15 protein-coding genes are annotated in these 14,284 nt (G+C 61.3%); 6 read left to right on the top strand and 9 right to left on the bottom strand.

Annotated features, from left to right (window positions below):
- Position 1 precedes the first annotated feature (1 nt).
- From arnC to arnF, 6 genes are read left to right on the top strand one after another with little or no spacing between them, the layout of a single operon-like run.
- Positions 2-985: an undecaprenyl-phosphate 4-deoxy-4-formamido-L-arabinose transferase gene (gene arnC / locus ACR42C_RS21520; RefSeq protein ID WP_116342777.1), complete on the top strand. Its 984-nt coding sequence runs from the start codon at positions 2-4 to the stop codon at positions 983-985.
- Positions 982-2,964 carry a bifunctional UDP-4-amino-4-deoxy-L-arabinose formyltransferase/UDP-glucuronic acid oxidase ArnA gene (arnA, locus tag ACR42C_RS21515; protein ID WP_192983761.1) on the top strand — a complete coding sequence of 661 codons (1,983 nt, stop codon included), beginning with the start codon at positions 982-984 and terminating at the stop codon, positions 2,962-2,964. Before arnC ends, arnA begins: the two co-directional genes overlap by 4 nt.
- The gene (arnD, locus tag ACR42C_RS21510) at positions 2,961-3,863 is read left to right on the top strand and encodes a 4-deoxy-4-formamido-L-arabinose-phosphoundecaprenol deformylase (RefSeq protein WP_116342773.1); all 903 of its coding nucleotides are present in this window, start codon (positions 2,961-2,963) and stop codon (positions 3,861-3,863) included. Before arnA ends, arnD begins: the two co-directional genes overlap by 4 nt.
- Positions 3,860-5,515, top strand: a complete 1,656-nt coding sequence (gene arnT, locus ACR42C_RS21505) for a lipid IV(A) 4-amino-4-deoxy-L-arabinosyltransferase (protein WP_479984539.1) — start codon at positions 3,860-3,862, stop codon at positions 5,513-5,515. The genes arnD and arnT overlap by 4 nt, the downstream gene beginning before the upstream one ends.
- Complete coding sequence (gene arnE, locus ACR42C_RS21500) at positions 5,515-5,850, top strand: 4-amino-4-deoxy-L-arabinose-phosphoundecaprenol flippase subunit ArnE (RefSeq protein ID WP_116342769.1); 336 nt, start codon at positions 5,515-5,517, stop codon at positions 5,848-5,850. Before arnT ends, arnE begins: the two co-directional genes overlap by 1 nt.
- Positions 5,847-6,227, top strand: a complete 381-nt coding sequence (gene arnF, locus ACR42C_RS21495; protein WP_116342767.1) for a 4-amino-4-deoxy-L-arabinose-phosphoundecaprenol flippase subunit ArnF — start codon at positions 5,847-5,849, stop codon at positions 6,225-6,227. Before arnE ends, arnF begins: the two co-directional genes overlap by 4 nt.
- Here the strand turns inward: arnF and acpT are convergent.
- Genes acpT through ACR42C_RS21450 form a run of 9 tightly spaced genes read right to left on the bottom strand, consistent with a single transcriptional unit; the run spans position 6,184 to position 14,282 of the window.
- Positions 6,184-6,792 (bottom strand): 4'-phosphopantetheinyl transferase AcpT, encoded by a 609-nt coding sequence (acpT, locus tag ACR42C_RS21490; protein ID WP_479984538.1) that lies wholly within the window; start codon positions 6,790-6,792, stop codon positions 6,184-6,186. The genes arnF and acpT overlap by 44 nt on opposite strands.
- A 2-nt stretch (positions 6,793-6,794) precedes the next feature.
- The gene (locus ACR42C_RS21485) at positions 6,795-8,024 is read right to left on the bottom strand and encodes a beta-ketoacyl-ACP synthase (RefSeq protein WP_192983757.1); all 1,230 of its coding nucleotides are present in this window, start codon (positions 8,022-8,024) and stop codon (positions 6,795-6,797) included.
- On the bottom strand, positions 8,021-8,752 hold the full coding sequence (locus ACR42C_RS21480) for a 3-ketoacyl-ACP reductase FabG2 (protein ID WP_479984537.1): 732 nt from the start codon (positions 8,750-8,752) through the stop codon (positions 8,021-8,023). The genes ACR42C_RS21485 and ACR42C_RS21480 overlap by 4 nt, the downstream gene beginning before the upstream one ends.
- Complete coding sequence (locus ACR42C_RS21475; RefSeq protein WP_163330628.1) at positions 8,749-9,222, bottom strand: hotdog family protein; 474 nt, start codon at positions 9,220-9,222, stop codon at positions 8,749-8,751. The genes ACR42C_RS21480 and ACR42C_RS21475 overlap by 4 nt, the downstream gene beginning before the upstream one ends.
- Entirely contained in the window at positions 9,219-10,388 is a 1,170-nt protein-coding gene (locus ACR42C_RS21470) for a beta-ketoacyl-[acyl-carrier-protein] synthase family protein (protein WP_479984536.1), read from the bottom strand. The genes ACR42C_RS21475 and ACR42C_RS21470 overlap by 4 nt, the downstream gene beginning before the upstream one ends.
- 1 nt (position 10,389) lies before the next feature.
- Positions 10,390-10,968: a DUF3261 domain-containing protein gene (locus ACR42C_RS21465; RefSeq protein ID WP_116342755.1), complete on the bottom strand. Its 579-nt coding sequence runs from the start codon at positions 10,966-10,968 to the stop codon at positions 10,390-10,392.
- Positions 10,965-13,289: an MMPL family transporter gene (locus tag ACR42C_RS21460; protein WP_316380234.1), complete on the bottom strand. Its 2,325-nt coding sequence runs from the start codon at positions 13,287-13,289 to the stop codon at positions 10,965-10,967. Before ACR42C_RS21460 ends, ACR42C_RS21465 begins: the two co-directional genes overlap by 4 nt.
- On the bottom strand, positions 13,258-13,863 hold the full coding sequence (locus tag ACR42C_RS21455) for a LolA family protein (protein ID WP_479984535.1): 606 nt from the start codon (positions 13,861-13,863) through the stop codon (positions 13,258-13,260). Before ACR42C_RS21455 ends, ACR42C_RS21460 begins: the two co-directional genes overlap by 32 nt.
- A complete protein-coding gene (locus ACR42C_RS21450; protein ID WP_028014706.1) occupies positions 13,860-14,282 on the bottom strand; it encodes an acyl-CoA thioesterase in 423 nt (140 codons plus the stop codon). The genes ACR42C_RS21455 and ACR42C_RS21450 overlap by 4 nt, the downstream gene beginning before the upstream one ends.
- Between the last annotated feature and the right edge of the window lie 2 nt (positions 14,283-14,284).

The raw sequence follows: 14,284 nt of genomic DNA, 5'->3' as shown, positions 1-14,284 counted from the left end.
TATGTTCAGCGCACCGCCTGTACAAAAAGTTTCGGTGGTCATCCCTGTTTATAACGAGCAGGAGAGCCTGCCCGAGCTGATCCGCCGCACCACGGCCGCCTGCGACACGCTGGGCAAAGCCTATGAAATTCTGCTGGTGGATGACGGCAGCAGTGATGATTCCGCGCTGATGCTGACCGAAGCCGCCCAGGCCGAAGGCAGCCATATTGTTGCCGTGCTGCTCAACCGTAACTACGGCCAGCACTCCGCCATTATGGCCGGGTTCAGCCACGTGACGGGCGATCTGATCATCACTCTGGATGCGGATCTGCAAAACCCGCCGGAGGAGATCCCGCGCCTGGTGGCGAAAGCTGATGAAGGCTATGACGTGGTTGGCACGGTGCGTCAGAACCGTCAGGACAGCCTTTTCCGTAAGCTGGCCTCGCGAACCATCAACCGTCTTATTCAGCGTACCACCGGTAAAGCGATGGGCGATTACGGCTGCATGCTGCGCGCCTACCGCCGCCATATTGTCGACGCCATGCTTCACTGCCATGAGCGCAGCACCTTTATTCCGATCCTCGCCAACACCTTTGCCCGCAAGGCAACGGAAATTCCGGTCCTGCACGCCGAGCGCGAGCACGGGGAATCGAAGTACAGCTTTATGCGTCTCATCAACCTGATGTATGACCTCGTCACCTGCCTGACCACCACGCCGCTGCGCCTGCTGAGCGTGTTCGGCAGCATCATCGCCCTGGCCGGGTTTACGCTGTCCGTCCTGCTGGTGGTGCTGCGCCTGGTCTTTGGCCCGCAGTGGGCGGCGGAAGGGGTCTTCATGCTCTTTGCCGTGCTGTTTATGTTCATCGGTGCCCAGTTCGTCGGAATGGGCCTGCTCGGTGAATACATTGGCCGTATCTACAACGATGTTCGCGCACGTCCGCGCTACTTTATTCAACGTGTTGTCCGTCAGGAACACAAAGCATCTCAAGAGGAAACCCACCCATGAAAGCCGTTGTATTTGCCTATCACGATATGGGGTGCGCGGGCACGCTGGCCCTGCTGGAAGCGGGCTATGACATTGCTGCAATCTTTACCCATCCGGACGCGGCGGGAGAGAACCACTTCTTCGGCTCCGTGGCGCGTATCGCCGCCGAGCGTGGTATTCCGGTTTATGCCCCGGACGACGTCAACCACCCGCTGTGGGTGGATCGCATCCGCGCGCTCGCCCCGGATGTCATCTTCTCGTTCTACTATCGCAACCTGATCTGCGACGAGATCTTAGGTTTAGCCGCCAAAGGGGCCTTTAACCTTCACGGCTCTCTGCTGCCCGCCTACCGTGGCCGCGCGCCGCTGAACTGGGTGCTGGTCAACGGTGAAACCGAAACCGGCGTGACGCTGCACCGCATGGTGCACCGCGCGGATGCCGGGGCCATCGTCGCCCAGCAGCGCGTGGCAATCGACGCGGATGAAACGGCGCTTGAGCTGCATCAGAAACTCTGCACCGCGGCGCAAAGCCTGCTGCGTGACGCGCTGCCAGCCATCCTCAACGGCACCTTCAGCGAGACCGGGCAGGACGAAAGCAAGGCCAGCTGCTTTGGCCGCCGCACGCCGGAAGATGGTCGTCTGGACTGGAACAAACCCGCTCGCCAGCTGCATAACCTGGTGCGCGCCGTGACCGACCCGTGGCCGGGCGCGTACAGCTTTGCGGGCGTAAGCAAATTTATCGTCTGGAAATCCCGCGTGCGTGACGACATCCCGGCCGCTAAACCGGGCACAGTCGTCTCCGTCTCTCCGCTGGTGGTGAGCTGCGGCGAGCAGGCGCTGGAGATCGTCACCGGTCAGACCGACAACGGCCTGTACGTTCAGGGCACGCAGCTGGCGCAGTCTCTGGGGCTGGTGGCAGGAGCGCTGATCACCAGCGCGCCGGTGGTTGCCATCAAGCGCCGCACCCGCGTGCTGATCCTCGGCGTGAACGGGTTCATCGGTAACCACCTGACCGAACGTCTGCTCAGGGATGATAACTACGAGATTTACGGTCTGGATATTGGCTCTGACGCCATCAGCCGTTTCCTCAACAACCCGCGCTTCCATTTCGTTGAAGGGGATATCAGCATCCACTCCGAGTGGATCGAATACCACATTAAAAAATGCGACGTGGTGCTGCCGCTGGTCGCCATTGCCACGCCAATCGAGTACACCCGTAACCCGCTGCGCGTGTTCGAGCTGGACTTCGAGGAGAACCTGAAGATCATCCGCGACTGCGTGAAATACGACAAGCGCATCATCTTCCCGTCCACCTCTGAAGTGTACGGCATGTGTACCGACAAAAACTTCGATGAAGACACTTCCAGCCTCGTGGTGGGGCCGATCAACAAACAGCGCTGGATCTACTCTGTCTCCAAACAGCTGCTGGACCGCGTGATTTGGGCCTACGGCGAGAAAGAGGGCCTGCGCTTTACCTTATTCCGTCCGTTCAACTGGATGGGGCCGCGTCTGGATAACCTGAACGCGGCGCGTATCGGCAGCTCCCGCGCGATCACCCAGCTGATCCTGAACCTGGTGGAAGGCTCGCCTATCAAGCTGATTGAAGGGGGGAGCCAGAAACGCTGCTTTACGGATATCAGCGACGGTATCGAGGCCCTGTTCCGCATCATCGAAAACAAAGATAACCGCTGCAACGGAGAGATCATCAACATCGGTAACCCGGAAAACGAGGCGAGCATTCGCGAGCTGGCAGAGATGCTGCTGGCCAGCTTTGAGCGCCACCCGCTGCGCGATCGCTTCCCGCCGTTTGCCGGTTTCCGCGAAGTGGAAAGCAGCAGCTACTATGGTAAGGGCTACCAGGACGTCGAGCACCGTAAGCCAAGCATCCGCAACGCGAAGCGCTGCCTGAACTGGACGCCGACGGTGAAGATGGAGCAGACCATTGATGAGACGCTCGACTTCTTCCTGCGCACCGTGGAGCTGTCGGAACAGGCCTCATGAAAAAAGTCGGTTTACGCATTGATGTCGACACCTTCAGGGGAACGCGTGACGGCGTGCCCGGACTGCTGGAATTGCTGAGCAGGCACGGCGTGCGTGCCAGCATTTTCTTCAGCGTGGGGCCTGACAACATGGGACGCCACTTATGGCGTCTGGTTAAACCGGCATTTCTGTTCAAAATGCTGCGCTCGCGCGCGGCATCCCTCTACGGCTGGGATATTTTGCTGGCCGGCACCGCCTGGCCCGGCAGACGCATCGGCGCGGGTAATGAAGCGGTGATTCGCGAGGCGGCGCAGCATCATGAGATTGGCCTGCATGCCTGGGATCACCATGCCTGGCAGGCCTGGGCAGGCGTCTGGGATATCTCACGCCTGTCCCGTGAGGTCGAACGTGGAATGCTGGAGCTTGAGGCCATCATTGGCCAGCCCGTACGCTGCTCCGCCGTGGCGGGATGGCGTGCCGACCAGCGGGTGGTCAAAGCCAAAGAGCATTTCGCGTTTCGCTACAACAGCGACTGCCGCGGAACCGGGCCATTTTTGCCGCTGTTAGGCGAAAATCGCTACGGTACCGTGCAAATTCCGGTCACGCTTCCTACGTGGGATGAGGTGGTGGGACGCGAGGTGAAAGCGGAAGAATTTAATCGCTATATTCTGGACCGCATCCATCGAGACGCCGGTACGCCGGTGTATACCATCCATGCCGAAGTGGAAGGGATTGCGTATCAGCATGATTTCGATGCGCTGCTGACGATGGCCGCTCAGGAGGGCATTGAATTCTGCCCGTTGAGCGAGCTGCTGCCGGACGACCTCAGCACCCTGCCCGTGGGCAAAGTGGTCCGTAGTGAACTGGCTGGCCGGGAAGGCTGGCTTGGCTATCAACAAATCGTGAGTCCGGTTCCATGAAAACAGCCCGTTATGGCGTAGCGCTTCTCGCACTGTTTATCGTTTACTACCTCATTCCGGTCGATATCCGTCTGCTGTGGCAGCCCGATGAAACGCGCTATGCGGAAATCAGCCGCGAAATGCTGGCATCGGGTGACTGGGTTGTCCCGCATTTTCTGGGGCTGCGTTACTTTGAAAAGCCGATTGCCGGCTACTGGATCAACAGTATCGGGCAATGGCTGTTCGGGCACACGAACTTTGCCGTACGCGCCGGGTCGATCTTCTCCACGGGGCTCGCGGCACTGCTGGTTATCTGGATGGCATGGCGGCTCTGGCGGGATAAGCGGACAGCCATATTCTCCGGCCTTATCTTCCTGACCCTGTTTCTGGTGTACGGCATCGGCACGTATGCGGTTCTGGATCCTATCATCACCCTGTGGCTGGTGGCGGCGATGTGCAGCTTCTGGCTGGCGTCGCAGGCCCAAACCGTGGCCGGAAAAGCGGGTGGCTATGTGCTGCTTGGGCTGGCCTGCGGAATGGGGGTGATGACCAAAGGCTTCCTGGCACTGGCCGTTCCGGTGATTGGCGTGCTTCCGTGGGTCATCGCCCGGAAGCGCTGGAAAGAGGTGCTGATTTTTGGCTGGCTCGCGATCCTCAGCTGCGTGCTGATTGTTCTGCCGTGGGCGCTGGCCATTGCGCACCGTGAGCCTGATTTCTGGCGTTACTTCTTCTGGGTTGAGCATATTCAGCGTTTTGCCCAGAGCGACGCACAGCATAAAGCCCCGTTCTGGTACTACGTGCCATTCCTGATCGCCGGCAGCCTGCCGTGGCTGGCGCTGCTGCCCGGCGCGCTGCGTCTCGGCTGGAATGACAGACAAAACGCGGGCGGAGGGTTCTATCTGCTGGGTTGGGTGGTGATGCCGCTGCTGTTCTTCAGCATCGCCAAAGGCAAGCTGCCAACCTATATCCTGCCCTGTTTCGCTCCGCTGGCTATCCTGATGGCACGCTATGCCTGCCTCGCGGCGGAAAAAGGCGCCAGAGCGTTACGCATTAACGGCGGCATTAACCTGGCGTTTGGCGTCATCGGCGTGGTGGCGGCGCTGGTGGTTTCGCCGTGGGGACTGGCTAAGCATCCGGTCTGGACGTCGGTTGAACTGTATAAAGTCTTCTGTGCGGTGGTAGCGTTCCTCATCTGGGCCGCGGTAGGCTGGTTTACGTTCCGGCAGAGCCAGCAGCGCTGGTGGCTGGCGGCGCTGTGTCCAGCAGGCCTGGCGCTGCTGATTGGTTTTGCCATTCCTAACCTGGTGGTGGACTCCAAACAGCCCCAGTCGCTGGTCGATACCGTGCGGGAGCCGTTGCAGGAAAGCCGATTCGTGCTGGCCAATAACGTGGGCGTGGCCGCGGGCCTGGCGTGGGAGTTGAAGCGCAATGACATCACGCTCTTTGGTCAGAGCGGCGAGCTGCGCTACGGGCTGGATTATCCCGATGTGAAAGACCGTTTTGTCAGTGAGGACGACTTCGCGCAGTGGCTGGCAACGCATCGTCAGCAGGGGCGCGTGTCGCTGGTGATGCTGCTCTCAAAGCGCGACGATCTTTCACAGGCGAATTTACCGCAGCCGGACAATCTCTATATCCAGGGGCGTCTGGCCCTGCTGGAGTATCGGCCGAAGTGATGACCTGGACCTGGCTCGTACTGGCAAGCCTGCTCAGCTGCGCGGGGCAGCTGTGCCAGAAACAGGCCACCCGTCCGGCGAAGGCCGGGCGGCGTGGCGCGCACATCGCGCTGTGGCTTGGCCTGGCAATGCTGGCGCTGGGCGGCGGTATGCTGGTCTGGCTGGTGGTGCTGCAGCGTCTGCCCGTCGGCGTCGCCTATCCGATGCTGAGCCTCAATTTTGTCTGGGTAACGCTGGCGGCGAAGGTCTTCTGGCGTGAGCATGTTGCTGTGCATCACTGGCTGGGAGTCGGGTTCATCATCATTGGGATTATCGTGCTGGGAGGAAGCCTGTGAAAGGCGCGTTCTGGGCGTTATGCAGCGTGCTGTTAGTCAGCGCCGCGCAGCTGTTGCTGCGCGATGCCATGCAGGCTCTGCCACCAGTCAGCGATCTTCTGACGTTTATCTCTGCGCTGTGGCACGTCTCGCCCGGCACGGGCGCGCTGCTGCTGGGATTGACGGGATACGTGGCCTCCATGGGCTGCTGGTATCTGGCGCTGCATCGCATGGCGCTCAGCAAAGCCTATGCCTTGCTGAGCCTCAGCTATATCCTGGTGTGGGGCGCGGCGATCCTGCTGCCCGGCTGGGGAGAAGGCTTCTCCTGGCGCGGGCTGGCGGGCGTCGGGTTTATTATGCTGGGTGTACTGGTGATTTTCCTGCCCCGACGTGAATAATCGACTCGGTGGTCAGGGTGTAAGGGGTTGCAGTACAGACGGCAAGGCTCAGAGAACCGAGCTGTAACTGGCTGACCGCGTGCGACCGGGCCGTGCTGTCGATGCTGACAATCTGCCAGGCGCTGCCGCCACGTTGTTTCACAATCGCTTCTTTTCGCGTCCAGATACGCCAGAAGGCGGAAAGCTGTTCCTCAGGCGCTTCACGCTCCAGCTCGTCATGCTCTGTCAGGCTGAAAACGGCGTTGGCCAGCGCCTGCCAGTTCTTGCGGGGGCGAATCACTTCGATATCGCAGCCCACTTCACCTTCATCGCTCATCAGTAAGGCGATATCGTCACCGCTATGGCTCAGGTTGAACCACAGCGGATTCCCCTTCTCAAAGGCCGGTTTCCCCTGCTCGCCGTAAATGATGTCGGGGAGCGGGTGAGGGGATAATGTTCTGGCGAGCAGCGTCCGGCCTGCCAGCCAGGAGGCATGTCGTGCACCCGGAGGTGCCCTGTCTGCGAGCGTTGACGCCAGCGGGTCCGCGCAAAGGGTGGAAATTTTTCCCAGTACAAACCGGTACATAGTTACGCCCAGCGTTTAATAATAATTGAGGTATTGATGCCGCCAAACGCGAAGTTATTGCTCTGCAGATACTCGCAGTCAATCTGACGGGCTTCTCCCATAATATAATCTAAAGCCCCGCATTGCTCATCCGGCTGCGTTAAATTGAGCGTCGGGGCAAACCAGCCTTCGCGCATCATCTGCAGGCTCATCCATGCTTCCAGCGCGCCGCAGGCCCCCAGCGTGTGGCCTAAATAGCTCTTCAGCGAGGAAACCGGCACGCTGTCACCGTAGATGGCGGCAGTAGCCTGGCTTTCGGCGATATCGCCGCGGTCGGTGGCGGTACCGTGCGCGGAGATATACCCCATATCCCGGGCGCTTAATCCCGCCATCGCCAGCGACTGCTCCATGCAAATCTGCATGGTGTCGCGCTGTGGCTGGGTGATATGGGCCGCGTCACAGTTAGTGGCAAAGCCTACAATTTCGCCGTAGATCGTGGCCCCACGTGCTTTGGCATGCTCCAGCTCTTCGAGTATCAGGGTACCCGCACCTTCCCCAATCACCAGACCATCGCGCTGCGTATCAAACGGCGACGGGGTGGTTTTGGGTTCGTCGTTGCGCTGGCTGGTGGCAAACAGCGTGTCAAACACCGCCGCTTCTGACGGACAAAGCTCTTCCGCGCCCCCCGCGACCATAACGGTCTGATACCCGTGGCGAATCGCCTCCCAGGCGTAGCCTATCGCCTGGCTGCCGGAGGTACAGGCGCTCGACGTCGGGATGACGCGGCCGCGTAATCCAAAGAACAGGCCGGTATTCACCGCGGTGGTGTGCGGCATCATCTGGACATAGGTTGTCCCGGTGATGTTATTGGTGTGCTTTTCGGTGAGCATGGTCGCGAATTCGCTGACCGGGCCGGTGCTACCTGTCGAAGAGCCGTAGGCGATACCGGTTTGCCCGTTGGTGAGCACCGCTTCGCCAATCAGCCCCGCCTGCTCCAGCGCCAGCTCGGTAGCGCGGGTCGACATCAGCGACACCCGGCCCATGGCGCGGATACGCTTGCGGGTATAGTGTTCCGGCAGCGCGAAATCGTCGATCGGCGCGCCCAGCAGGGTATGCAGGCCTTCGTACACCTGCCATTCCGGCATTTTACGCACGGCGTTTTCATACGCCAGCAGCCGGCTGGAAACAGATTGCCAGCTCTCGCCAAAGGCGGTCACGCCGCCCATGCCCGTAATCACCACGCGACGCGTCATAGCATTCCTCCGTTAATGGAAATGACCTGTCGGGTGACGTAGCCCGCAATATCCGACATCAGATAGCTGGCCAGCCCGGCGACCTCCTCAGCCTGGCCCATACGTTTCATTGGGATGATGGACATCGCTTCCTTCAGCGCAGCCTCCTCCATCTCAATCATGCCGGTATCAATCAGCCCCGGGGCAATGCAGTTCACGGTGATTTTGCGTTTTGCCAGCTCGATCGCCAGCGCTTTGGTGGCGCCGATAATGCCCGCTTTTGCCGCACTGTAGTTCACCTGCCCGCGGTTGCCCATCACGCCGGACACGGACGATAAGGTGATAATGCGTCCCCCTTTACGGGTGCCGATCATCGGCATAATGCAGGGGTGAATGACGTTATAAAAGCTGTCGAGATTGGTGTGGATCACGCTGTCCCAGTCGTCTTCACTCAGTGCCGGAAAGGCACCGTCGCGGGCGATCCCGGCATTGCTGACCACGCCATACCATGCGCCATAAGCTTCAATTTCTTGCTCCAGCACCTCGCGGCACTGTTCGCGGTTGCCCACGTCAAACGAGAGTAAACGACCGCTGCCGCCCGCCTGCGTGATGGCGTCCAGCGTCTCCTGCGCGCCTGCGGCATCACAGTGGTAATGCACGCCGACGGTGAACCCGTCAGCGGCAAGCTGGCGGGCGATGGCGCGACCAATGCCTTTGCTGGCCCCTGTGACCAGAACGGAACGACTCATGCGTGGGATCCCTGATTAAAAAGCGATGTTAATTCTTCTGCACTCGGCTGGAAGGTGTTGACCCGGCCCGTGGCCAGCGTCTCTTCATCTGCGGAAATCGTACATTCAAAACTGCCGAACCGTTCGTCCTGCATCAGCAGCTTAACGGTAATGTCCAGCGTTAAGCCTTTGGCGAAACGCCCGCTGGCGCAGACCAGCTCGCGCGCGCCGAGCACCATGCCCAGCGCGATATGCTCTTGCCCCTGCTGCTGACGATGCCAGCCTGACCAGACGCCAACGGTCTGCGCCATCAATTCGAGCGCGTACCAGCCTGGCAGGTCGCCATCGGCATTGAGAAACGGCGCCAGCACGCTTTGCCTGTCAACCGCGACGCGGCAGACCGCTGTGTCGTCCGTGACATTCTCAACGGACCCCAGCAGCATCATGGGCGCCTCGTGCGGCAAATAGGCTTCGGGTGATAGATAGCTCATGACGCTCTCCCCAGCAGAATGCTGGCGTTGTTGCCGCCAAACGCGAACGAGTTAGACAAAATCACCGGCTTTTTCAGGGCGGCGCGCTGGTGCAGCAGGCCGCACGGCGCGAGCGTGTCGTCCGGGGCATAGCGGGAAAAATCCTGCGGCGGCAAGGGCAGATCGCGCGTCAGGATCAGCCAGCTCAGTGCCGCTTCGGTGATACCGGCAGCGCCCAGCGTGTGGCCGGTCAGGTGTTTGGTTGAGCTGCACGGCACGCTCTCCCCGAAGAGATCGTGTACCACCTGCGATTCAATCTGATCGTTGAGCGGCGTGGCCGTGCCGTGCAGGTTGATATAGCCGATGTCGCCCGGCTGCATGCCCGCTTCGTTGAGCGCCTGAGTGATAGCCCTTATCGCCCCTTCGCCCTGAGGATGCGGGGCGGAAATATGGTACGCATCGCTGGATTCGCCCGTCCCGAGCAGCGCCACGTCCGCAGGTTCCCGGCTCAATACCATCAGCGCCGCCGCTTCACCGATGGTGATCCCCCGGCGGTCGCGCCCAAACGGCTCGCAGAGCGTAGGGGAGAAGGATTCAAGGCTGTTAAAACCGTTGACGGGCATCCGGCTCAGGGTATCGGCCCCGCCGACAATGGCGATGTCCACCAGCCCGGCTTCAATCAGGCGTTTGCCGCCAATCATCGCCCGCGCGCTGGAGGAGCAGGCGGTGGAGATCGTATAGGCCGGGCTTTCAAGCTGCAGCCAGTTGGCAAGGAAGCGGGACGGATCGCCCAGCTCCTGCTGCGGATACTGCCATCGCGTGCTGGTCTCGCCGTCGGTCATGCGCCTAACGTGCTCATCGCCTTCATCCAGCCCGGAAGTGCTGGTTCCCAGCACCACGGCCACGCGGTCGCGACCGACGCGGGCGATGGCCTCGTCAACGGTTGACTGAATCTGCGCCAGTGCGGCCAGCAGCAGTTGGTTATTGCGGGTGCGGTGTGCACAGAAGCTGTCCGGGATGGGCGGCAGCTCGCCTTCCACGGCGCCCAGTACCGCTTCGGGGGCTCCCTGCAACCAGCCGGCCCGGGCGTGCATACCCGGCGCCACGCCTGCCGTCAGGTTCGCGGCAATCTCATCAGGCGAGTTGCCCAGCGCGTTGACCATGCCAACAGCGGATATATAGATCATCTCAGTCACCCAGATATTGAATGGTGATGTGGTATTTGAATACGTGTTGCTCGATGCTGATCGGCTCGCGCTTGCCTTTGCGCTGGAGGTAGACAATCTCCGTCACCAGCTTGCCGCTGGCGTTACGCAGCTCTCGCCGATCGCCATTGTCCGTCAGCGTCCAGCCCTTCGGCAACTGCGGCTGCCAGGCGCTAATCGGCCAGTGGCTGAGCATCACGTCGGCCAGCACCTGGCTGGCTGGCGGCAGCTGCGGCACGACGATGGACTGCTCGGTATGAATACCGTTCTCATCGTACGTTGCCAGGAACAGACGGATCCCAACGGAAGAGAGCCCGGCCAGCGTGACCTTATGCGCATCCGCGTTGAGCATCACCAGCAGAGACTGCGTTTGTCCGTTAAAGCTGCCGGTCAGCAGCTGCTGGGAGCTTACCGCCGGGCTGATGCCGGGCGGCGGGAGCGTCACTTTGGTGCCCGGCTGGAGCCAGGCCTGAGGCCGCGTCTCTTTAGTATCGGTCGAATGGCTACAGCCTGCCAGCAGCAGCGCCGCAGCCAGCGCAACGGCGCGATAAACAGCGTTCATTTACGTTTTCTCTCTTTCTTTTCCGGCATCGCCAGCGGGGCCAGCAGGAAGGCGGTGAAAATCCCGCTCACCAGCACAATACCAAAGCTGCTGATGGCCTGGGTGGTGCTGAAGACGAGCATGCCCAGCGTCAGCAGGGTGGTCATCATCGCCAGGGTAATCGCCAGCATCGAGGTCAGCGGCGTACCGCGCGGGTTGCTGAAAAATAGCGTGTAGTTAATGCCAATGCCGAGCACCAGTACCAGCGCCAGCAGTGAAAACAGATTTACCGGGTGGCCCGTTGCGGCCAGGACCGCCAGACCGCAGCTCAGCGACAGTGCGGACGGCACCAGGCTTATCAGTCCCTTACGCCAGCCGAGGCGCAGCATCGCCCCGCAGGCAATCACCGCCAGCGCCGCAAACAGTAGCCCCGTCAGCAGCGTGCGGTAGAGGGCAAAGAGGCTGTCAAAGCTGGCTTTGCGGTCCACCCAGACGACGCCGTCATGGCGCGCGGCCAGCTCACCGAGCGCCGCGCTGTTTTTCGCGCCGTCCACCGGCACCAGCACGCCGCTTTCCCCGCCCGGCAGGGTCAGCCAGAGCAGTCGCCAGCCTTCGCTGGCCGGACTGTTAAGCCACGCGTCCACGCTGACCGGCATGGCGTCCAGATTCGGGGATACGGCGTTGAGCCCGGCGCTTTTCAGCATGTTCGTTACCGCCGGGGCAGCGTCGCGCAGCAGCGTAAGATCGCTTTTCTGGCGGGCCAGCGAGTTCAGCGGCAGGGTACGCCAGCGGGTGAGATCGCCCGCTTTTTGCGCCTCGGCCAGCGCCGGGGTGAAGGCTTCCAGCCGCTCCAGCGTTTGCTGGGGCGAAGCACCGTGCACCACAAACCATTTCTGATCGACGCTTTGGCCGGTCAGGGCGGTAATGGCTTTCTCTTGCGCCAGAATATCTTTTGGCAGCGCCTGCAGCTGGGCGATATCGTCGTCCACCTTCAGGGTGCTCATCCCCGCGGCGGAGAGCAGCGCCAGCGCGACGGGCAGACCAACGGACAGTTTTTTACTGCGTCGCCAGGCGGCCAGCCAGCGCAGCATCAGGACCATAAAGGGAACCGGGCGCACCGGCAGACCCCGGCACAGCCACGGATGCCAGAAAATCACCGTCAGGCAGGAGGCGCTCAGCCCCACGGCGGCGAACACCGCCATCTGGCGGATCCCGGGGAAGGGGGCCAGCATCATAATCAGGTAGGCGGCGACGGTCGTCAGCAGCGCCAGCAGCAGCGCATTGCGTACCTTGGCCAGGCTCTGCCAGGGGGAAAGCTCCGCGCCGTGCACCATCCGTTCGGTCAGGTAGTAGAGCGTGTAGTCTGCGGAAATACCGATGATGCTCATGCTCATCACCAGCGTCATCAGGTGCAGTTCGCCAAAGAGCAGCAGCGTCACCGCCGTGCCCGCCAGCGCGCCGATGGCAATCGAGAGCACGCTCAGCAGCAGCGGGCGCAGAGAGCGGAACACCGCGACGATAAGCAGGAACACCCCAAGCAGGGTGGCGATACCCAGCGTCGAGACGTCGCGTTTGGCCTGCTGGCTGGCGTAATCGCTGTAGAAGACCGTTCCGCGGGAAAGCAGTTGGGCCTGCGGGTAACTCGCTTTCAGCGTCTGTTGCAGCGCGTTAAGCGTCGTCACGAGCCGGTGGGTCTGCTGCATATCAAATGACGAGCCTGCCAGCTCGCCGTGCAGCAGGTACCAGTAGTTCCCCGCCTCATCTTGCGTGACCAGCCAGCCGTCCATCAGCCGCAGCTTCTGGCCGTTTTGCGCCAGGGCGAGCTGCGAGCCGCGCATCAGCATCAGCGGATCGTTTTGCAGCTCTTTGCCGCTGACGCCGGAAAAGGCCGAGTAGAGCTGGGATAAAATCCACTGCGCCTGCGCGTCTCCGCCGTTTTGCAGACGGGCGCGGGTGGCGGGATCGATCAGGCCGTTGCGGTGCTGCCAGAAGAACTCTCCCCAGGCTTTCTGCCCGGCGGCGTCCATCGGGCCTTTAACCTCGCTGAGCGAGTGACTGTTTTGCAGCAGCGTCAGCCACTGCTGCGCCACGCGCGGATCGGGCTCTTTGCCGGGGCTGACCAGCCAGACCAGCTGGCGGTCGAGACGCTGCATAAACCCGTCGTTGAGCGCCGGCGGGATCGCCCCCAGCGTCTGCTTCGGCAGCATGGCCAGCACGCTGCTGTTCAGACGCGCGCCGGGCAGCAGTGACAGCAGCACGCCCAGCAGGATCAGGCATGCCGCGGCCCACAGCAGCGCCGGGCGCAGGGATTTACGGTGCGGCAAAGCGTTGGCGTTCGTCATCGGTCAGGCTGGCGGGCGTCAGTTGGTGGTTTGAAAGAGCGATATCGGTACGGTCGCCCTGCTTGTCGTTCAGGCGAATCGTCTCCAGATAGGTCGCGCCGCCCAGATCGAGGGAGGCAAAAATCTTGTCCAGCGGCGTCGTTTTTGGCGTAAGTACCAACGACCAGCGGCCCGCTCCCAGGTCTTTAAAATCGATGCGGAAGTTCTCTTCCAGCACCTTGCGGTCGGCCTGGAACAGGGCCCGCAGCAGGTGGTTGAACTGGAACATCTGCGGATTATTGTCGGCAGTGATGGTCTGCGGCGGCTGGCCGTTGATCGCCTGAACCATCCGCTTGTCGTCCAGCAGGAGCGTCATCGGAAACGGCGCTTTTTGATCCCACAGCAGGCCACTGTCGCGGGCGATCAGCATCTCGCCCTGCGAGCGCAGCGGCTGCGGCATATCTTTTATCGTGCGAACCTGTTCGAAGTACGCGCGCACCACGGGCTGCTCGGTGAAGCGCTGCTGCAGTTCATCCAGCGTCACGGCGCTGACCAGCGGGCTGACGAGCAGCGTCAGCAAAGGCAACCATTTCATGGCGTGACTCCCATACGTTCAAACAGTACTGCCGGACTGACAAAGCACATTTCGCGGGTGGCTTCTTCCACCGCCACCTGGATGGTGTACCCGGTGGTGGTGCGCTTGCCGGTCTGCGCATCGAAAATTTGATAGGCAATGCGCAGCCGGTTTTCATACTCTTCAATCTGCGCGCGGACGCGAATACGCTGCTCAAAGGTCACCGCATCGCGGTATTTCACCCGGGTGTCGACGACGGGCCAGACGTAGCCGGAGGCTTTCATCTGGCGATAGCCATAGTCAAACTGATTGAGCAGCGCCTCGCGGGCGATCTCAAAGTAGCGGAAATAGTTCCCGTGCCAGACCACGCCCATCATATCGACGTCGTGGAACGGAACGGTGATCTCGACTTCAGTCGTAAAGCGGGGATCGGTCAGCACCC

This window comes from Enterobacter sp. MG-EB028, from assembly GCF_056673305.1.
The sequence above is the reverse complement of the archived record's forward strand: the minus strand, read 5'-3'. Positions and strand labels throughout refer to the sequence as shown.